The organism is Herbaspirillum sp. DW155, assembly GCF_037076565.1.
GTDB lineage: Bacteria > Pseudomonadota > Gammaproteobacteria > Burkholderiales > Burkholderiaceae_D > Herbaspirillum.
Window position 1 is genome coordinate 1,164,733 of sequence record NZ_AP029028.1, and the last position, 18,546, is coordinate 1,183,278.

Sequence of the window (18,546 nt, forward strand, 5' to 3'; positions counted from 1 at the left end):
TGCGCCTGTCGGTCTCCGGTCGACAGGCGACGACTGCGGAGCGCCCGTCTAGGCGGGCGATGCTGAAGCACCGATCTGCATGGCCTGCCTTGCGCCGGATTCCACATCTTGTGCCTGCAGGTGCTCTTGAACGGATGCGCCGTATGTCTCCAGCAACTGATCAGACTTTTTGTATTCCCCGGAAATCTTGCGCAATCCCCAGGCGATCATTCCCTGCGCCACGACGGAACCCGGCAGTTCGTTCATGAAGAGCTTCCAGAACTGTTTGCTCCGGTACATCCTTGCCCCTGCCGGAATATTCAATAGCCCCTGGGCCAGTTTGTTCTTGAGGTCGCTTCTGAGTTGCACGGTATGGGTCGAGGCGTAGGGACCGAAGCGGGATCCGTAGATGCTGAAGAGCGCCACCACCAGCGGCGCTGCGACGATCGCCCGGGGAAACTGAAAGCCCGGGTGATCGTTCGAATACAGCTTTTTGAACAGCGACAGACTGGCGCTGACCAATTGGGGAATGGCGGGACCACCGAGCAACATGGTGAACACCTGCACGCATTTGTTGATGGCCAATGGCGTCAGTTGTTCCGGCTTCGTCAAATCCAGGATCCCGTCGTGCACCGCACGGAACACAGTGGGAAGCAAATGTCTGATGTCCCGCAGATCCTTGTATTGCTGCAGTTCGATGTAAGCCTCCAGCTCTTTGGTCAGCGCGTCCTTGCCGATGTCTGAAAGAGCGTTCCAGTCGGGCTGTTTCAGTGCGGCCACATCGGCATCCACCCGTTCAATCAGGGCGCGGCACGCATCGGCCTTTTGCTGCCTGGCCTGCGGCAGAGAAACGGCATACTGACCTGCCAGCACATCATGTTCTGCACGTTCTTCTTCGCTTAGCTGGTCGATCTTGTTGGTCAGGTACTGCAGGCGCATGTAGCTGTCGCAATCCGGCATGTCATAGAGTTCGGCCAGGTCTTGCATCGCCATTCTCTTGTCCAGATCGAAACGTCGTTCCAGCAGGCTGACCCGCATTTCAAAAGGACCGGTCAGCGACATCGTTCCCAGTGTCTTGATGAAGGTGGACAGCTCGCTGTTGGTAGTGGCAGGCGTAATGTCCTCAGGGCTCCGCGCGATCGCGGCGATCTGTTCAATTTCCGCCGGCCGTGGATGTTCGGGTTGATCGACCGTCTGAACCTCCGCAGGGGAAGCGGTACTTCTCATCAGTTCCTGTTCAGCTTTCTGCAATACGTTCACGGCCCGTGGCATCAGGCGATTCTGGGCCGAGGCTTTCTGCGAAGTGTCCGCGAGACCCGCACAGATTTGCGCCAGCATCGTCATTAACGTGCCTGTGCTGAGGATGATCAGACCCAAGGGCGCATTGCGGGTCGAGAGCGAGGTCACGGATGCCGCCATGCTGACGATGGCGCGCGCGCCGCGTACCAGCGTGGTGTTATACAAGGCATTCTGTTCGATATTGAATTTCGCTTCGACTTTTGCGCAGTTCGCACGGGCGTCCAGCAGCCTGTTGTAGGCATCCGAGAAATTGCGGATGACATCCTGCAGGTCGCCATGCTGCGCATCAGGTTCCTGCATCGCCAGCGCCGTTCTTTCGAACTCGGCGGCGGCTTCTTGCAGTTCTTTGAGTGAGGCTGCAAGTGTCGGCGTCTTCACGCTGTCGGAAGCGATTTTGGTCGAGCGTGCGGCCAGACGAAACTGCCCCTGGAAGACCATGCTATGCATGAACGTCATGGGCATGAATGCCGTGAGCGCGTACAGCAGTTGGGTAGAGAAACCAGTGGCAACCAGTTCCGTCGATACCTTTTTCGAATGGGCGGAAATGGTGGATGGAATGATGCCCAATACCGCCGAAGGGTGGCTCACGAACTGGTAGGCATAGCCTGAGAGGCGGGTATCTTTTTTCCAGTTCACGCCGAAATAGCTTTCGGCCAGTGTCATGACGTCGTTGATCTGGGCCAGCGTGACCTTGGCCGAATCCCGCTCCAGGTCTGCCGTCAAGGTGCGAAACGCCTCATACAGCTGGCCGGCTTCCTCCATTTTGTCAGCAGGAATCTCATCGAACTGATGCAACTCGTCGACATAAAGAGTCTGCATCCGCGCGAGGAATTCGGCTCTGGATTCATGTCCGGCTGCAGACGAAACGATCTGCACATGGGGGGCGGTCGGATGGCTTGCGGTCATGATCTGCTCCGTCGCGCCGGGAGCGGGGAGTCCCTCTATCGCGCTGGTACTGGCAAGCTCGACTGACCCGCCTTGCGCTGGCACAGGCCGATCAGTTTGTGTCGTCGACGCGGTGGCCTCGGTGTGGGTGTGTGCTGGCGTGGAGCCGGAAAAGCACGGTAATGAAAAAGTGCGCATGATTGCCTTCACTATGTTGGATTTTTTCAGCAAGTGTTTGTCGTGGGCGGGCAAGCGCGCGAAGCCAGCGCAAGGCACCCTGGATGAGGCGCGCTCGGTGACGAAGCTCCGACGAGGCATTCCACCTGCAATCCACCGGCCGATTACTGAAAATTATTTTAAAAATTAGTCGACGCGCGTTCGAACTGCTTCAGCATACGGTTGCGCTCGGGGCTGGACGACGCCGTTTTTTGACGTTCTTCGTCCAGCATGAAATAGCTTTGCCGCCATGTGTTCGCCTTGCTGGCGTAGTGCCGGAGCATTGCCAGCAATTTTTCGCCATCCATGCCGGCAATTTGTACGGCCCCGGAGAGCAGGACATGTCCGGTACTGAAGTTGATGCCGAAATTGGGCCTTCCCACGCCCATCATGACGAGGTTGGCCTCCAGCAGGCGGCGCATCGCAATGGTCTCGAATTCAACGGGAATGAGTCCGAAGTCGCTGAAAAACAGGAGCGCACCGGCGTTGTCATCGCTGCCGGGCATCAACGAGAAATCAACATCGTCTACCTTGATGTCGGCGACGTAGTAAAAATCTTCCCGATGATCTGAGGTGCTGATATTGACCCGCTGGCACAGATCGTCCAGCAAGCGCCGATATGGATTGTCTTTTTCCATGATGTGGCCTTTTTGCTTTCTTGTGTATTCCGCAATGCAGTTCGGGAGAACACGGTAAGGCCGGCCAGAACCGGCCCTTCCCGTGCAGAGAATTTGCCATGCGCGAAAGTGCTGCGGGCAGATTCAGGCATGGCCCCAGGCTCCATGGCCTTCTCCGGCATGTATTCTGGTCTGGCTATGCCTGGTCAATTCTCTTGATACGTCGCCCTGTCAACGGGTGGCGTTGGACGCTGTTTCGTTGAGCATCTCCAGCAGCCCATCCCGGTTTGCGAGGACCCATTCATGATTTACCTGTCCGGCGAGTTCAGGGCGCCTGGTCTGGATCATCGATACGACATGATCCAGAATCGTCTGTCGTCCCAACGTCAGCTCTTCAATTGCCGGGAGCGTATTGCGCATGAAGTCGGGAATCTGATCGCGTGCCTGTTCCAGCATCTGCCAGTTGACCTCGCCATTCTTGCGCGGGAGGGTGAACGCGAGGCCTTCGGATACGACCACGTTGGCCAGTTCCGCGGTGTCGGAACTACGGAGAAACTCCTGCAACCTGGCCGCTTCGTTTGCGGTGAGCGGGATGGCGTAACTTGACTGATCGCCGCTGAGGATATTCAAGGCTTCGTAGATACTGGAGAGCGAGGTGGGGTCCGTTGTGGCCTGGCCGCCGGAGCGCGCGTTGATGTCGCTGGCTTTGGTCGCAATGCTGCGGTCGATCCGGTTGTCCGAGAGATCAACATTGACTTGCGTCGGCGAATGCGGTCCGAACGTAAAGTACGTGTCCGGATTGTCGCCCTCCCTTACATGTTCCTTTTGGCGTACGAGGTCGGTGCCCGAGTGCGATGAAATCCTTCCGGCGAGATCCGGCCGCAACAACCATGCGGCATAGGTCATGTCGGCGCAGGGATTGGTGATGACCTGGACGAGTTTCACGTTGGACGGGATTTTCGCCATCAAGGGGATCATGACCTGGGCCAGATTGGGGATCAATTGCCCGGCCCGGTCCGTGCGGGTTTTGTCGCGCGGAGCGGAGGCGGCGATGAAGGCCGTATCTGCACTGAAATCATGTTGGGTATAGGCGCTCAGCGGAAGCTGTCGCACGGGGTATTTGACATTCCCCAGATGATCCGCCGGAGAGACACGCGCCGGATTTCGTACAGGAGCGTCGATCTCGACCCGGCCGGATAGCGCCCGCAGGATGCCGTCGCCGACGTTGCCGGTCGATCCCAGGATCAGCACCTTGCCCAGTTTTTCCAGTTGATCTTGCTGCTGCTCCGTTTTTTTCTGACGGATGGAACTGTTCAGAATCTTGTTGGCGACCTGGGTACCGAAGGCGTTGTCTTTGCTCTTTTTGGCTTGCGTTGCTTCAGGTAGATTCAGCTTCTTATGGATGTCAGCAAACTGTTGTAGCGTGGTGCGCGCAATCTCTTCCTGCGCAGGGTCGTGAGGGTTCGCCTTGAAGTTGTCGAGGAATGACTTGCGATCGAGCCTGCCAGCTTGATCGAACAGGGCCGGGATGGCAGCACCGGGAGAGATATCCACGCCGGTTTTCTTCTGAATCCAGAGGCTGTCTTCCTTTTTCAGGGGACGCATGACGACGGACTTTTCGCCGCCGAGGATGGCACCCACCCGGCGGAAAGCCTCGATGGCCCCTTTGTTGTTCTTGGGATCGTTGAGCGTGGAGGCATGGCCGTACACCTGCAGATCGGGCCTGATATGCGCCAGCAGGGCGACCTGTTCGGCAACTTTTTCACTGGCGTTGTTTGAAATCGTGACACAACTGCCTCGCGGAATATTGGCGGCGTTCTGCTGCAGTTCCTCGCTGCTCGTATTCAGGAAGAATGCGGAATCGGCTTCCATATTCTCCTTCAGGCTGTCCGAGTGTTCGATATTGACGATGGAGCGGGGATGGTATTCCAGCAAATGCGGCGATTTGTGTGAACTGATCAGGGAAATTTTTCCGGCGCCGCAAAACTTGTAGGCCAGCGCCATGGCATCTCCCCCAGGTTCGGGTAGCGCGTTCGGATTGGGGGATTTTTTTACGTTGGCACTGGGGCTGCTATAGACGATGACGTTTTTGCCAAATAATTTAGCTAATTTCATGTCGCCGGCAGGTTGTGGCTTGGTAGGGCTGGCGAATTTCAGGAAGCGTTTGGTGCCGAAGACATGGGCTCTGTGCTCGCTCGTCGGTACTGGTGACGGCCTTGCTGACTGGGATGGCGGAGTCCTTGTCTCCGGTGCGGCCGGGGTGATTTCCTCGATTTCGGGAAGCGCGGCCTGAGATGTAGATGCGATAGAGGATGGGGAGAACATGATGGTCTCTTGTTAGTTGTAGTTGAATTGTCGAAAATCGACTTGTGTTACCGGACGCGGGTGAATATCGCGTTTCGGTATTCATATGTAATTCCCCGTTTTTGTTTTGTTCCAAAACTAAAGTTTTTAAGGAAATTTCCCTCCGGAATTTATCCATGCATCGACTACCGTCCTGCTCGCGAGGGCAAGCGGGGGGAGGGAGTGACTGAGGCGGCCCGGGCCTGTGGTGATTTGATGCAGGGGTATCGCAACGCGCATCTGGAGCAGGGTGGAACATCTCCCGCAACACGGTGATCGGCAGAGATCTGCTCAAAGGTGATGGCGCTGTTGCTCGGGCAGGCAGGTGAGGATTCGCGGAATTGCTTGATGCATGATTACCGTCGGATCGCTTGGGAATAGTGCGTGCCGTGATGAAGTTAAGGCACTTGGGGGAAGTCGCGCCGATGGGGGAGGCGCTATGCAAAAGGTACGCGCATCTGGCCATTGCAGCGTAAGGATCGCCAGCCGGGAGCGCGCGAAGGATAAAACTCACTGCGAAGTTTTGTGGTGCCAGAAAAACAAAAAGGGCTCCAGCGAACTGGAGCCCTTCGTATTTCTGGTAGGCCGTGCGGGACTCGAACCTGCGACCAACGGATTAAAAGCCAGATCAAGCATGTATATCATCACACAGAATTACTAGAACCCATTTCATAAATAGCGCCGCATGAGGATTATGGAGAAAGCGAGATGAACGAAGCCTGTGTAATGATCGGCGCAACGCTCCCATCGGGTAAGTACACGCTTGAAGGCATTAAGCCAGGCAAACAGTCGTTCGATCTTCCATCGGCGCCGGTATCGGCGCAGCGCCCGGCCGTCTTGAGTGACCGCTCTTTTTCGATTGCTCTTGTGTGGTGCGATCAGTTCAATGCCTTTGGCAGCAAGTCTTTGATCGAGCGGATCACTATCGTAGGCGCGATCCCCAATAATTCGTTCGGGTCGTCCCACTGTGACAATCTCATCGAGGGTAGCCTCGACAAGGGTGACTTCATGTGGGCTAGCAGAAGACGTGTGCACGCCGAGTGGAAGACCAGTAGCGTCTGCAATAACCATGAGCTTCGTACCCTTGCCCCGCTTGGTCTTTCCGACCTTTGGGCCCCTTTTTTTGCCAACACAAACGTGCCGTCAATAAAGCATTCGGAAAGATTGATTTGGCCAACCTCTTCGAGGTGTTGCGCCAGTGCTTCGAGTATGTGCCGTAGCACGCCACTCTTGACCCAGCGCGAAAATCTTCGGAAGCATGTCGTGCCAGAGGGGAACCGATCTGGCAAATCACACCAGGCCGCACCGGTGCGTAGCACCCAGAGAATCCCGTTCATGACGGCGCGGTTGCTGTGCAATTCCGGGCGTCCACGCCCATCATCACGTCTAGGTGTTTCTGGTATCAGCGGCTCCAGAATCGCCCATTGTTCGTCTGTTAGTTCTTCTCTTCGTGCCATACGAAGAAGTTAACACGCACGATAAAAAGTTAACAGACCCTATTTATGAAATGAATTCTAGTGGTTACAACGTTTTTTATCACTGGTGATTACTTACGTGTACTGAATATGACGCAGTCGTTCCGGCAAAATTCCGGCACCCTGAGTGCAAGTTGTCTCAGGAAGTGGTCTCCTCTTTCTTTACTTCTCGCACCTCCGCATTGGTCGCGCTAGTGCAGCCTTGCCCTCCCAACATTCCGGGATCTGGCTTATTTGCCTTTCGTGCTTCTTTTACGAGTTCTGCTGTCGCGGTAGCAGGATCAAATGGCTTGGTACACAGAAGCTTAATTCCTCCAAAACCATATCTTACGTAGGCCTCCACAAAAGTTAGCTCCGATGGCCTTTGTGGATCTAAAGATACGTCTTTTTCACTTGAAGTTTGTAGTGTGAAGCCGGCGGTCTTCAGAGCGGAGGAAAGAGAGGGTTCGCGAACCTGAAATGTCCATAATTCGTTACTGTAAATTCCAGAAAAGCCTAAAACCTTGGATGATACCGGCGCAAAAAAGGCAGCCGCCATCAGAATCACATATGACATCCCGAAACCTGCAATCACAGCTCCCTTTGTCGCACTTTTTCTATCAGTTGTGATGGTGCGAAGATTCAAATACACGAATCCGGGCAGCAAACTAATAATTATGATGCAAATGACAACGATGCCTAGAGATTCCCAGCGCTCAATATCAGGAATCTTCCTCGCGACTTCAAAGCCAATTAGCAAAGGAAAGCTGGTCGCTAACATCGGAAGCATGGCACCGGCCATCCACACCAAATTTGTCATATGCGGCCCAATCTTCTTCGGATCTTTTTTTAGTTCTTTGTGCTTGAGAAGGATGCGAATGAAAAAGACACTCATGGGAACTGATAGTGCGATCAACAAGGTGATGGCTAGCCCTTTGTCGTAAAACATAGAAACGAAGAACGCGACGATCCAACCGAGCATTGACCATCGAAAGCTTGATGCGATTTCTTGTGAGATAACTTTTTTTGCGTCGTGGAGTGAAACGATTCCTATCAGAGCCAGGGATGGGATCGCAAATTGTAGAAGAATTGCAAAAGCAAGGAGTAGAGCAGCGAGGAACAGAAACGCTAATCCGGCTACTGTCATTGCTGAGTCTAAGAAAAGACCTTCCCAATGAATGGAACGCAGATAGACCCATATGAGTAGCCCTGGCGGAAGAAGCGCTATGGGAGCTAATTTCCAAGCGACATCCAATGTGTCTTTTGCGATAGCGAGATATTCGCAATAGAGCGCTTTAAAGTTTGGAGCAGTCGGCTTTTCCTTTTCTTTGCTTGGAGAGCCTTCCAGATAAATCAATTCTGATTGAAGTTTTAACTCCGGTGCCTTTGGATTTTTCGTTCTCTTTAGCCAACCATGAAGAGTTTGCAGAATGCCAGATTTACCTTTTGTATGAGCTTTTTTTGAAGACATGTTTTCTCGCTTTTCTCCAGTAAACGATCGTACGGAATACTGTATAAATATACATATAAAGTTTCCATAATAAAAGTTTCTTATGATATTTTTTTGTCCAAAGCAATATGCTTTGCGAGGAGATGGCTTCGACGCAAATATCCGCCGAAAGCGCGAGCTGAGCCTAGAAGCCTCTAAAAAAGGGGACACTGCGGGAAAGCATAATTAAAGCGTTGGCTGCCCCGTCATCGAGCGATCATTAGAATGGGCAAGGAGGGGCTGAAGGTGAAAGGCCTCTGGCGGCCGGTTTGCAGATTAAAAATGATGTTGTTGTCTAACTGGAAATTTCTCCCCTGGCAAACGCCATCTCGGCACCATTTTTTAGATGAAGGAAAAATAGTTCGAGATCTCGCTTATTCAGCTTTCGAAGTTTCTCCATGATGTCTTCATTAAGCCCGGAAAATACATTTTTAAATAGGGCATTTGGAATAGCCCCTTGAATCTCAGGACACGAAGACTCTCTTAAAATAGAGGATAGTCTTATGACCAGTTTTACGACTAGGCAAACCGTGGAGCACATCGAGATTCTGACCGAGCCGGAGCGTCGCAGAAGACGCACGCCCCAAGAAAAAATAGCCATCGTCCAGGAGACCTTGGCTCCTGGAGCTTCCGTATCAGCCGTTGCCAGGCGACACGGGGTGAACGCGAACCAGGTGTTTGGTTGGCGCAAGCAGTACCAGGAAGGCAGTCTGACCGCCGTCAAGGCTGGCGAGACGGTAGTCCCGGCCTCGGAGCTGGCCGCGGCCATCAAGGAAATCAAAGAACTGCAGCGGCTGTTGGGCAAGAAGACCATGGAGAACGAGATTCTGCGCGAGGCCGTCGAATGGGGCCGGTCAAAAAACCTGATTGCGCGCTCGCCCTTGCTGCCGGAGGACGACCAATGAAAGTGGTCTGTGACGTTCTCGGTGTGGCGCGCTCTGCAGTGGCAGTAAAACGAGCCCGGAGCCCGGAATGGCGAGATGGCCGTAGTGCTCGCAAAGTCGGCGACAGCGGCTTGCTCGAAGAGATTGAGCTGTATGTCGCGAGCTTGCCGAGCTATGGCTATCGCCGCATCTGGGCTTTGCTGCGACGTAGCCGGGAATCTCTGGGGCAAGCGTGCGTGAACCATAAGCGGGTCTATCGCGTCATGCGAGAGCACGCGTTGCTGCTGCGCCGACCTGGTGTGAGACGCGACAATCGACGCCACGATGGTCGCGTAGCGGTCAAGCAAAGTAATGCGCGCTGGTGTTCGGACGGCTTCGAATTCCGTTGTGATGACGGGGCTGCATTGAGAGTGACGTTTGCACTGGATTGTTGTGACCGTGAAGCCATCAGCTGGGCGGCCACTACCGGTGGGCATAGCGGGGATGTCGTGCGCGACGTGATGCTGGCCGCCGTGGAGCAGAGGTTTGGAAGCACGCAGACTCCACAGGTGATTGAATGGCTCAGCGACAACGGCTCGGCCTACATCGACCATCGCACACGCAGCTTCGCTCGCGAGCTGGGATTGGAGCCCTTGACCACGCCCGTGCGCTCGCCACAGAGTAACGGCATGGCGGAGCGGTTCGTAAAAACGATGAAGCATGATTACATCGCCTTCATGGACAAGCCCGATGTGCCTACGGCGCTCACGCATCTGGCCTCTGCCTTCGAGCAATACAATGAGCGCCATCCGCACAAGGCCCTGAAATACCGCTCGCCTCGCGAGTTCAGACGGGCTGCAGCATCAGTAACTTAACGATGTCTGAGTGTCCTGAATTGCGGGGGCAACTACAGCATTGCTTGAGTCTGCAAAAATCCTATTACCGGTCATTACGATGAGCTCATCAGCTTTTCTGCGTTCCTTCCACACTGAGACCATCTCTTCCAAAAAGTCTTCAATCGGTGTGTGTGCGTCAAGCCCTTGATAAGCTCGAGTCCAAGGTTCTTGAAGAATGCCCTTATCCCATAGGCAGCCCCATTGCCAGCGATATAGATCTATTGTTCGTATTCCATTAATTGTGATTCCGTATTTCAGGCGCCTATAGGTAGGCCACTCATCCTCATAACCCAGCTGGAAGTAGGCGTCATCATGGTCGCGCAGATTCATGCTGCGGTCAGGCGCGCCAACAATCACACTACCTAGGCCATCATTCGTAATTTCTGAGTGATCGGTAATAAGGACCACCAAGCCTCTGCGGCGCGATCAAGCATCGGATGCAGACAAGCCACCAGACGGTTGAGGGCATCAGCATTTTCTTCAAGTTCCTGAGACATCTCGCATAAGAGATCTTCGACGACTAGCGTTCCGACGATGAAATGGGTGTTTTGCATGTTGATACTCCAAGTTCTGTTTCTCTGGGTTTACTCGCGTGCCTAACCGAGCCGGTCTAGGAGTGACTCTGGACGTAAGTGTGTGTATCTAGCGAGCATTTGCAGAGTTTTGTGCCCCGAGATACTTGCCGCCTCTAATGGGTTGAGGCCTCTTTCGAAGAGACGAGATACGGCCTCATGGCGGAGGTCATGCCAGCGGAGATCCGAAATATTCAGTTTCTTCATGGCACGCTTCCAAACGCAGGTGACGGAATTCGCGGATGTGGCCAGAACTTGGCCGGTAAGGGCGCAATCCGGGTGTGCTATCTGGTAGGCATCATGAAGGGCTCGTAGTACTGTGACTGCTCTCGTCGATAGGGGGAGGGTTGCCGGCACGCCTTTGTTTCCGCTCTCGCGCTCAATCTTGGGAATGTGAATAAGGCGTTTTTCTAGGTTGACCCATTCCCACTGAAGCTTGAACAGTGTGCCCTGACGTAGGCTTGTTTCTATTGCAAGCGTGAATGCCGCAGCGGCGAACGAGTTGGCGCTTGCCTGCAGGTGAGCCAAAATTTGTTCATATTCGCCTGGAAGCAGTCGTCGTTCTCTCGCTCTGCTACCTCCTGGCTTGCGGATATTCTTCAGCGGATTGGGGAGTCCCTCCAGTCCCCATTCTTTGCGCGCGATTTCGAATAAATGGCTCACTAACTGGAGCTCTAGGCGAATCGTATTCTCGGCGCGTCCTAATGCTCTGCGCTGGTCTCGATATTGAGCAAAATCTGCTCCCCTAAGTCCGGCTAGTGTCTTGTAGGCCAAGTCAGTTTCAAGCCATCGATCAATGCGCCGCTCTTCCTGGTATGGATGGCGCTTATTCGGTACTACCTCTTTGCGATAGCGTTCTAGAGCCTGGCGAAGGGTGGTCTTCTCAGCTTCAGATTGATCGACGAAGGAGCCGGCATCCATGGCCGCCTCGATGCGCCGTGCTTCCTGTTGGGCTTTTTTGAGGGTGTCGAAGGTGTGATAGACAGGTTTGTGTCCGCGCCGTCGAATTTCGACGCGCCAGAACTCCCCGCGCTGCTGTATGTATGCCATTTCCAGTTCCCAAGTACGTTGATTGAACGCTTGGTCTGGATTTTCCGGTTCCGGCAGAATTCCGGCAAAGGCCAGTTTTTGAATAGGCAGCCCATAGCTATGGACGAAAAAAAAGCACCACGATTTCTCGTAAGTGCTTGATTTTCTTGCTGCAAATTCGTGGTAGGCCGTGCGGGACTCGAACCTGCGACCAACGGATTAAAAGTCCGCTGCTCTACCAACTGAGCTAACGACCCGAAAGACCGCTATTATAGGCAAACTCTATCGGCGGTGTCAACACTCCGGCCTCACAAACCATCGGCCATCGCATGTAACACCACAGCATCCGCCCGCTTCGCTTACTTGAGCGAGGCCATCCGTTCCTTGCCGGTCTGTGCGGCCGGGGTGTTCGGGTACTTGGCGATCAACTGTTCCAACGTTTTCTTGGCCGCTGCCTTGTCTTTCAGTTCAGCTTGCGAACTGGCGATGTTGAGCAGGGCGTCGGCCGCCTTGGGGTTGTCGGGATAATTCTTCACTACCACCTGCTGCGCAGCGATGGCGCCCTTGTAGTCGCGCTGGGCGTACAGGGCATTGCCTTGCCAGTATTGCGCCGAGGCGGCATAGCCGGATTGCGGATAGCGCTTCAGGAAGTCGGCAAAGGCATTGGCCGCGCCCTTGTAGTCGCCACCCTTGAATTGCGACAGGGCCGCATCATAGGCCTGCTGTTCGGATACGCCCACAGCCACGGTCTGGCCATCCACTTGCACCTGTTGCGGCTCCAGCTTGCGCAGGCGCGCGTCCAGGTCGACGTAGAAATCCTTCTGACGTTGCTGGGCGTTGGTAATCTCGTTGGTCAGCACCTCGATCTGGCCGCGCAGCGCCGCAATCTGGGATTGCAGGTTGTCGTTGCGGTCCGAGAGCGTCAGGACACTGTTCTTGTCAGCCTTGTTGGCGACGTCACGCTGCAGGGCTTCGATCTTGGAGCGGATGTCCAGGATGGCCTTGCGCGCCTCGTCATCATCAAACAGGCCGGCTCGGGCGGTAAGCGGTAAGAAAGCCGTGGCGGCCAGCAAGGCCGCCACGGTTACCGATTTCAGTTTGAAAGCGGTATGCATGACAATTATTGGTAAGCGATGTCAGCGCGACGGTTTTCAGCGTAGGCCGCTTCATCCTGGCCCAGTGCCTTCGGCTTTTCCTTGCCGAAGGAAACCGCTTCCACTTGTGCGTCGGACACGCCCAGCAGGACCAGGGCCTTGCGGACGGCTTCAGCACGCTTCTGGCCCAGAGCCAGGTTGTATTCGGCGCCGCCGCGATCATCGGTGTTGCCCTGGATGATCACCTTGCGGTCCTTGTGGGCCACCAGGTACTTGGCGTGGTTTTCGATGACGGTACGGTATTCCGGCTTGACGGTGTAGCTGTCGTAGTCGAAGTACACGCTACGCTTGGCCAGCACGCCTTGCGGGTCGTTCAGCGGATCGACCGAACCGGCGTTGACGGTGCCCACGGTGCGGGTGTCAGCGCCGTTGCTGGCGCCGGTCTGCACGGGGGCGTTGGCCTTGTCGTCCAGCTTGGTGGACGAGCAGGCAGCCAGCAGAACTGCGCTGGAAACGATGAGGGCGAAGGTACTGATAGTGCGCATTTTGGATTTCTCCTTGTCGTGATGAAAGCAATATTGGATTTCTTTATTTCATGAACGGACCCCAGGTCGGTTCCCTGATATCACCGGCCTGCGTCGTCAGACGCTGTTTGATTCGACCGTCGGTGGAAACGACGGCCAGGGATCCGCGACGACCAGATTCCGTCGCGTACATGATGTATTTGCCGTTGGGCGCAAAGCTGGGCGACTGGTCGCGGCTGCCGTCGGAGAGGCGAATCTCCTGGCCATTGGTCAGGTCCAGTGCATACAGCTGGAACAGGCCGTCGCGACGCGAGATGAAGGCCAGCGTCTTGCCGTCAGGCGAAATGCGGGGGCTGATGTTGTAGCTGCCATTGAAGGTGACGCGCTGGGGTGAGCCGCCATCCAGGCCCACCTTGTACACCTGCGGGCCGCCGCTGCGGTCGCTGGTGAAGTAGATGCTGCCGCCATCGGGCGAAAACTGCGGCTCGGTATCGATGCCGGCACTGTTGGTCAGGCGGCGCAGGCCCGAACCATCTGCATTGATGACGTAGACCTGGGTCAGGCCATCGCGCGTCAGCGCCACGGCCAGGCGCGAGCCGTCCGGCGACCAGGCCGGGGCCGAGTTGCTGCCCTTGAAGTTGGCCACGATGGAGCGCTGGCGCGTGACCAGGTTCTGGATGTAGACCACCGGCTTCTTCATCTCGAAGGAGACGTAGGCGACCTTGGTGCCATCAGGCGACCAGGCCGGGGAGATGATGGGCTCGTTGGAGCGCAGCGCCACCTGCGTGCCTTCACCATCGGCATCGGCCACTTCCAGGCGGTATTCATTGCCGGACTTGGTGACATAGGAAATACGGGTGGAGAAGATGCCGGGGATGCCGGTCAACTTCTGGTAGATGTCGTCGGCGATCTTGTGCGCGGTCAGGCGCAGCAGTTGCGGCTGGGCACCGATGGACAGGGCCGAGAGCTGGCTAGACTGCACCGTATCGAAGAGGCGATAACGCACATCGAAGCGGCCGTCGGCCAGGCGCGTGACGCTGCCCACGGCCAGTGCATTCGCACCGCGCTTCTGCCAGTCGGCATAGTTGATGGGCGAGGAATCCGACAGCGCATCGCCATTGTCGATCAGCTTGAAGACGCCGCTTCTGGCCAGGTCGGCCTTGACCACCGAGGTGATCTGCTGCGGCGCGGATTCTTCGCCGGGGAAGGCGGTGATGGCCACCGGAATCTGCGAGGCACCCACGCCGGTGATCTCGAAGCGCAGCTGCGCCTGCGAGGCCGGAGCGAAGGACAGGCCGGCCACCGCCACGGTGGCAGCGGCGATGCGCGTCAGACTCAGGGTCAGGTAACGGGTTTTAATCATCGTTTACTGATCTTTCGGATAATGGGTGAATGTGAAGCTGGACGGTACCTTGCCATCCGTGTCGGCCGGGAAGGGCTGCGACTTCATGACGGCAGTACGCACGGCTTCGTCGAAGCCCGGGACGCCTGAAGGCTTGTTCACACGCACGCTGCGTACTGTCCCGTCCGGGAACAATTCGACAGTGTACTCCCCGGCAGGGTTTCCGCTGACGTCGCTGTTGTCGAAGACCGTGTTGCTCTTGATCTTGGCGCGCAACTTGTTGGCGTAGTTGGGGCTGCCCTTCGGACCCTGCGACTTCTCGGCCGTGCCGGTGCCACCGGTGGCACTGGTGGCCTGGCCCATCATGCGCTTCAAGTCTTCCTGGCGACGCTGTTCAGCGGCCTTGGCGTCGGCCGCAGCTTGCTGCTGTTTCTTCTTGTCGGCAGCCTGCTTCTCGGCGTCGGCCTTCTTCTTGGCTTCTTCTTCCTTCTGCTTTTCTTCCTTCAACTTCTTCTGCTTGTCGGCTTCCAGCTTTTCCTTCTTCTCGCGTTCAGCCTTGTCCTTTTCGGCCTGTTCCTTCTTTTCGCGCTCGGCCTTTTCCTTCTCGGCCTTGAGCTTGTCGGCCTTTTCCTGCTCTTCCTTGCGCTTCTTTTCCTTCTCCTTCTGCAAGGCGATATCGGGTTTCTCGACCTTGGGTTCGTCGATCACCTTGGGCGGAACGGGCTTGGGTTCAGGTTGCGGCTGGGGTTGCGGCTTGGGCGGCTCCACCACCGGATCAGGTTCCGGCTGCGGCGGCGTAGGCAGCGGCGCGGCTTCCTTGTATTGCGGATCCCAGATCTCGGCTTCCACCGTCAGCGGCGTTTCGCTCTGCCAGCGGATCCCGATCCAGAAGAACAGGAACAAGGCCACGTGCATCACCAGCGCCAGCGTGATGGCGCGCCAGCGGCCGGGCGGCTTGGGGATGGTGTAGTGTGCGTTATCGCTCATATCACTCGGCTGTGCGCTTACTTGGTGGCCAGGCCGACCCGCGCGATTCCTTGTTTCTTGGCTTCCGAGATGACCTGCACCACGTCGTCGTACTTGATGTCCTTGTCGGCCGAAATCATCACCGCCAGGTCGGGATTGTCTTCATGCAGATGGCGCAGGCGCTCGGCCAGGTCGGTCTTGCCGGTCACGGTCTCGGCTTTCTTGCCGCCGCTCTTGGGGCCATTGATGCGGATGGTGGCCTGGGCGTTGGGCTTCAAGGCAATCTCGATGTAGTCCGACGGAGGCTGCGTGGACTTGCCCGCCGTGGGCAGGTTGATCACGCTGGGATTGGTGATCGGCGTGGCCACCATGAAGATGATGAGCAGCACCAGCATCACGTCGATGTAGGGCACGACGTTGATCTCGGACTTGAACTTGCGGGGACGGCCCCCGCGCATCGATGAGCCAGCCATTAGCGTGCCTGACGTTGCAAGATGTTGGAGAACTCTTCGATGAAGCTTTCGAAGCGGATCGCCAGACGGTCGATGTCATGCGAATAGCGGTTGTAAGCGACCACCGCCGGGATCGCCGCGAACAGGCCGATGGCGGTGGCGATGAGGGCTTCGGCAATGCCCGGGGCCACAGCCGCCAGGGTCGCCTGCTGCACGTTGGCCAGGCCGCGGAAGGCGTTCATGATGCCCCAGACGGTGCCGAACAGGCCCACGTAGGGGGAGACCGAACCCACCGAGGCCAGGAAGGCCAGGTGCGATTCCAGTGCATCCATCTCGCGCTGATAGGCTGCGCGCATGGCGCGGCGGGCGCCGTCCAGCAGCAGGCCGGGATCGACCGCACCGCCACGGGCTGCCACCGAGGCCTTGGCCTTGGTGAATTCACCCATGCCGGCCTGGAAGATGCGTTCCAGCGCGCCACCGGCGCCACCGGCCTTGCGGCGGTTGGACAGGGCGTCCTGGTACAGCGCCGAGAGGTTGCCGCCGGACCAGAAGACGCGCTCGAATTCCTCGGTCTGCACGCGGGCCGAGCGGATGGTGAACATCTTGCGGAAGATGTAGGTCCAGCTGGTGACCGAGGCCGACAACAGCAGCAACATCACCAGTTGCACCAGGACGGACGCGTTTGCGATCAGTGAAATGAAGGACAGGTCTTGTGTGACATTCATGGGAAAGTGTGGCGGCTTGGAGGCGGCGTTTGGATAGTCGAGAGTTAAAAATCTTTTGTTTTGTTCAGTTGGCGTGCAGGCAATACGAAACAAAAGACGGCAAATACGGACAGAAGTTTTCCCTGCGGCAGATCGTCCCAGCCGGCGAGAGCGGCCTGCAGGCAGGCGCGGATCCCTGTGCCATAAAGGCGCGGATGAGCTTTTCCGTTGACATCATGCGGCCTTCTTGATGCAAGTCAGCACTTCGTCAGGAATCGGGCGGGGCCGGAAAGTGGCCTGGTCCACGCAGACGACGGTGATGCTGCCGCGGGCCAGCAGCCTGGGTTCGCCGTCCCCCGACGGCAGGCGCCAAGCCTCCTGGATGAATTGCATGGAAGCATTTCGAAGTTTTTCGACCACGACGGTCAGGCGGAGTTCATCGTCCAGGCGGGCCGGCGAGAGATAGTCGACGCTGGTGTTCCTGACCACGAAGAGGGCGCCGGTGGTCTCGGCCAGGTGCTGTTGCTGGAAACCGAAGGAGCGCAGCCATTCCGTCCGCGCGCGCTCGAAGAACTTCAGGTAGTTGGCGTAGAAGACCACGCCTCCGGTGTCGGTATCTTCGTAATAGACCCGGATGTTCCAGTCGAATGGACTACTGGCGGCACTCATATGCTTCTTGTTATTGGGAAATCTGCTGTGGCAGCGGAGAAAGAATCAGAAAAAATGAATCAAGGACTCAGGATGATGCCGGTCAGCAAGCCGGCCGGTTGGCTACCGGCCGCTGCCTGAAGAACTTGCCAGTCAGCCAAGCAAACAGCTACGGGAGGCGTTCTTGCTGCGCCAGGGCGCCGTCGGCAAAAACGCCATTCTACCCCATCCCTTACTGTTTGCGCTTGATGTTGAAGGGGCTGAAGCCCTGGCAGGTCGGCATCAGTTCCATGTAATTGATGTTCACATGGGCGGGCATGGTGGCGACCCAGAAGGCGGCTTCTGCGATGTCTTCGGCCGTCAGCGGGGTGGTTCCTTCATATACCTTGGCCGCGGCGCTATCGTCGCCCTTGAAGCGCACGTTGGAGAACTCGGTGCCGCCGCACAGGCCGGGGGCCAGGTTGGTGGCGCGCACGCCGGTGCCCACCAGGTCGGCGCGCAGGTTCAGGGTGAACTGGTCGACGAAGGCCTTGGTGGCGCCGTAGACGTTGCCGCCCGGGTAGGGGTAGGCACCGGCCACCGAGCCCAGGTTGATGATGGTGCCGCTGCCGCGCTTGACCATTTCCGGCAGCAGGGCGTGGGTGATGGTGACCAGGCCCTTGACGTTGGTGTCGATCATGGTTTCCCAGTCCGACAGCGCCACTTCATGGGCCGGGCCCAGGCCCAGTGCCAGGCCGGCGTTGTTGATGAGCACGTCGACCTGCTTCCATTCACCCGAGAGGCTGGCCAGGCCGGCGTTGATCGATTCCTTGCTGGTCACGTCCAGCACGAGGGGCAGGATCTTGTCGGCACCCAGCTCCTTGACCAGATCATCCAGGCGCTCCTTGCGGCGACCGGCGGCGATCACCTTGTGACCGTTGCCGGCAAATTTGCGCGCCATGGCGGCGCCGAAGCCTGCAGTTGCTCCGGTAATCAAGACGACCATCTTTTGATTCTCCTGTTATGTGGCAGTTGGGGGGGGCTGGGCGGGCAGTGGCATCGCAAGTTGCGCAAGCCTTCATGCCAGTGCCGGGAATAAAACGAAATTGTAGCCGAAAGCCGCTTTTTACGAGGGAGGGCTCGCTTTTTCCTTCATTTCGCCCTGGAGCGGCGCTGTTGCGAAGCCGCCATGGTT

18 protein-coding genes and 1 tRNA gene are annotated in these 18,546 nt (G+C 56.8%); 2 read left to right on the forward strand and 17 right to left on the reverse strand.

Annotated elements, in window-relative coordinates; all coding sequences use genetic code 11:
* Positions 1–48 precede the first annotated feature (48 nt).
* Positions 49–2,184 carry a hypothetical protein gene (locus AACH55_RS05290; RefSeq protein WP_338718381.1) on the reverse strand — a complete coding sequence of 712 codons (2,136 nt, stop codon included), beginning with the start codon at positions 2,182–2,184 and terminating at the stop codon, positions 49–51.
* Between AACH55_RS05290 and AACH55_RS05295 the strand changes: the two genes are divergently transcribed.
* Positions 2,183–2,530 (forward strand): hypothetical protein, encoded by a 348-nt coding sequence (locus tag AACH55_RS05295; protein WP_338718382.1) that lies wholly within the window; start codon positions 2,183–2,185, stop codon positions 2,528–2,530. The two genes, AACH55_RS05290 and AACH55_RS05295, sit on opposite strands and share 2 nt — an antisense overlap.
* Here the strand turns inward: AACH55_RS05295 and AACH55_RS05300 are convergent.
* From AACH55_RS05300 to AACH55_RS05315, 4 genes are all read right to left on the reverse strand, one after another.
* On the reverse strand, positions 2,520–3,017 hold the full coding sequence (locus tag AACH55_RS05300; RefSeq protein ID WP_338718383.1) for a CesT family type III secretion system chaperone: 498 nt from the start codon (positions 3,015–3,017) through the stop codon (positions 2,520–2,522). The two genes, AACH55_RS05295 and AACH55_RS05300, sit on opposite strands and share 11 nt — an antisense overlap.
* Positions 3,018–3,227: 210 nt before the next feature.
* Positions 3,228–5,321: a hypothetical protein gene (locus tag AACH55_RS05305; RefSeq protein WP_338718384.1), complete on the reverse strand. Its 2,094-nt coding sequence runs from the start codon at positions 5,319–5,321 to the stop codon at positions 3,228–3,230.
* A 687-nt stretch (positions 5,322–6,008) separates the two neighbouring features.
* A protein-coding gene (locus AACH55_RS05310; protein ID WP_338716885.1) for an IS5 family transposase occupies positions 6,009–6,796 on the reverse strand; the annotation gives its coding sequence in 2 pieces (ribosomal slippage) (positions 6,009–6,445 and positions 6,445–6,796; 789 coding nt in all).
* 157 nt (positions 6,797–6,953) lie between these two features.
* Positions 6,954–8,264: a hypothetical protein gene (locus AACH55_RS05315; protein ID WP_338718385.1), complete on the reverse strand. Its 1,311-nt coding sequence runs from the start codon at positions 8,262–8,264 to the stop codon at positions 6,954–6,956.
* A 521-nt stretch (positions 8,265–8,785) separates the two neighbouring features.
* Here AACH55_RS05315 and AACH55_RS05320 point away from each other — a divergent pair.
* Positions 8,786–10,020 (forward strand): IS3 family transposase gene (locus AACH55_RS05320; protein ID WP_338715475.1). Its coding sequence is split into 2 segments (ribosomal slippage): positions 8,786–9,146 and positions 9,146–10,020, totalling 1,236 coding nucleotides; the frame shifts between segments, so codons are not numbered across the junction.
* Here AACH55_RS05320 and AACH55_RS05325 read toward each other — a convergent pair.
* From AACH55_RS05325 to AACH55_RS05380, 12 genes are all read right to left on the reverse strand, one after another.
* A complete protein-coding gene (locus AACH55_RS05325) occupies positions 10,009–10,371 on the reverse strand; it encodes a hypothetical protein (RefSeq protein ID WP_338718386.1) in 363 nt (120 codons plus the stop codon). The two genes, AACH55_RS05320 and AACH55_RS05325, sit on opposite strands and share 12 nt — an antisense overlap.
* A 32-nt stretch (positions 10,372–10,403) precedes the next feature.
* Positions 10,404–10,595 (reverse strand): hypothetical protein, encoded by a 192-nt coding sequence (locus tag AACH55_RS05330; protein WP_338718387.1) that lies wholly within the window; start codon positions 10,593–10,595, stop codon positions 10,404–10,406.
* Between the two features lie 42 nt (positions 10,596–10,637).
* Entirely contained in the window at positions 10,638–11,663 is a 1,026-nt protein-coding gene (locus tag AACH55_RS05335; RefSeq protein WP_338718389.1) for a site-specific integrase, read from the reverse strand.
* Between the two features lie 160 nt (positions 11,664–11,823).
* Positions 11,824–11,899, reverse strand: a tRNA-Lys gene (locus tag AACH55_RS05340).
* Between the two features lie 102 nt (positions 11,900–12,001).
* Positions 12,002–12,757 carry a tol-pal system protein YbgF gene (ybgF, locus tag AACH55_RS05345; protein ID WP_338718390.1) on the reverse strand — a complete coding sequence of 252 codons (756 nt, stop codon included), beginning with the start codon at positions 12,755–12,757 and terminating at the stop codon, positions 12,002–12,004.
* Positions 12,758–12,762: 5 nt separating this feature from the next.
* Positions 12,763–13,281, reverse strand: coding sequence for a peptidoglycan-associated lipoprotein Pal (gene pal / locus AACH55_RS05350; protein WP_338718391.1), 519 nt, complete (start codon positions 13,279–13,281; stop codon positions 12,763–12,765).
* Positions 13,282–13,324: 43 nt separating this feature from the next.
* Positions 13,325–14,623, reverse strand: a complete 1,299-nt coding sequence (gene tolB / locus AACH55_RS05355; RefSeq protein ID WP_338718392.1) for a Tol-Pal system beta propeller repeat protein TolB — start codon at positions 14,621–14,623, stop codon at positions 13,325–13,327.
* Between the two features lie 3 nt (positions 14,624–14,626).
* Positions 14,627–15,589 carry a cell envelope integrity protein TolA gene (gene tolA, locus AACH55_RS05360; protein ID WP_338718393.1) on the reverse strand — a complete coding sequence of 321 codons (963 nt, stop codon included), beginning with the start codon at positions 15,587–15,589 and terminating at the stop codon, positions 14,627–14,629.
* A gap of 17 nt (positions 15,590–15,606) precedes the next feature.
* Positions 15,607–16,041 (reverse strand): ExbD/TolR family protein, encoded by a 435-nt coding sequence (locus AACH55_RS05365; RefSeq protein ID WP_338718395.1) that lies wholly within the window; start codon positions 16,039–16,041, stop codon positions 15,607–15,609.
* The gene (gene tolQ / locus AACH55_RS05370) at positions 16,041–16,745 is read right to left on the reverse strand and encodes a protein TolQ (RefSeq protein ID WP_008326550.1); all 705 of its coding nucleotides are present in this window, start codon (positions 16,743–16,745) and stop codon (positions 16,041–16,043) included. Before tolQ ends, AACH55_RS05365 begins: the two co-directional genes overlap by 1 nt.
* A gap of 213 nt (positions 16,746–16,958) precedes the next feature.
* Positions 16,959–17,393, reverse strand: a complete 435-nt coding sequence (gene ybgC / locus AACH55_RS05375) for a tol-pal system-associated acyl-CoA thioesterase (protein ID WP_338718396.1) — start codon at positions 17,391–17,393, stop codon at positions 16,959–16,961.
* Between the two features lie 211 nt (positions 17,394–17,604).
* Positions 17,605–18,357, reverse strand: coding sequence for an SDR family oxidoreductase (locus AACH55_RS05380; RefSeq protein ID WP_338718398.1), 753 nt, complete (start codon positions 18,355–18,357; stop codon positions 17,605–17,607).
* Positions 18,358–18,546: the final 189 nt, after the last annotated feature.

Coding starts and splice junctions, on each gene's coding strand:
- AACH55_RS05295 (WP_338718382.1), top strand. CDS start 2,183: ATGATCTGCTCCGTCGCGCCGGGAGCGGGGAGTCCCTCTATCGCGCTG.
- AACH55_RS05290 (WP_338718381.1), bottom strand. CDS start 2,184: ATGACCGCAAGCCATCCGACCGCCCCCCATGTGCAGATCGTTTCGTCT.
- AACH55_RS05300 (WP_338718383.1), bottom strand. CDS start 3,017: ATGGAAAAAGACAATCCATATCGGCGCTTGCTGGACGATCTGTGCCAG.
- AACH55_RS05305 (WP_338718384.1), bottom strand. CDS start 5,321: ATGTTCTCCCCATCCTCTATCGCATCTACATCTCAGGCCGCGCTTCCC.
- AACH55_RS05315 (WP_338718385.1), bottom strand. CDS start 8,264: ATGTCTTCAAAAAAAGCTCATACAAAAGGTAAATCTGGCATTCTGCAA.
- AACH55_RS05325 (WP_338718386.1), bottom strand. CDS start 10,371: ATGAATCTGCGCGACCATGATGACGCCTACTTCCAGCTGGGTTATGAG.
- AACH55_RS05330 (WP_338718387.1), bottom strand. CDS start 10,595: ATGCAAAACACCCATTTCATCGTCGGAACGCTAGTCGTCGAAGATCTC.
- AACH55_RS05335 (WP_338718389.1), bottom strand. CDS start 11,663: ATGGCATACATACAGCAGCGCGGGGAGTTCTGGCGCGTCGAAATTCGA.
- ybgF (WP_338718390.1), bottom strand. CDS start 12,757: ATGCATACCGCTTTCAAACTGAAATCGGTAACCGTGGCGGCCTTGCTG.
- pal (WP_338718391.1), bottom strand. CDS start 13,281: ATGCGCACTATCAGTACCTTCGCCCTCATCGTTTCCAGCGCAGTTCTG.
- tolB (WP_338718392.1), bottom strand. CDS start 14,623: ATGATTAAAACCCGTTACCTGACCCTGAGTCTGACGCGCATCGCCGCT.
- tolA (WP_338718393.1), bottom strand. CDS start 15,589: ATGAGCGATAACGCACACTACACCATCCCCAAGCCGCCCGGCCGCTGG.
- AACH55_RS05365 (WP_338718395.1), bottom strand. CDS start 16,041: ATGGCTGGCTCATCGATGCGCGGGGGCCGTCCCCGCAAGTTCAAGTCC.
- tolQ (WP_008326550.1), bottom strand. CDS start 16,745: ATGAATGTCACACAAGACCTGTCCTTCATTTCACTGATCGCAAACGCG.
- ybgC (WP_338718396.1), bottom strand. CDS start 17,393: ATGAGTGCCGCCAGTAGTCCATTCGACTGGAACATCCGGGTCTATTAC.
- AACH55_RS05380 (WP_338718398.1), bottom strand. CDS start 18,357: ATGGTCGTCTTGATTACCGGAGCAACTGCAGGCTTCGGCGCCGCCATG.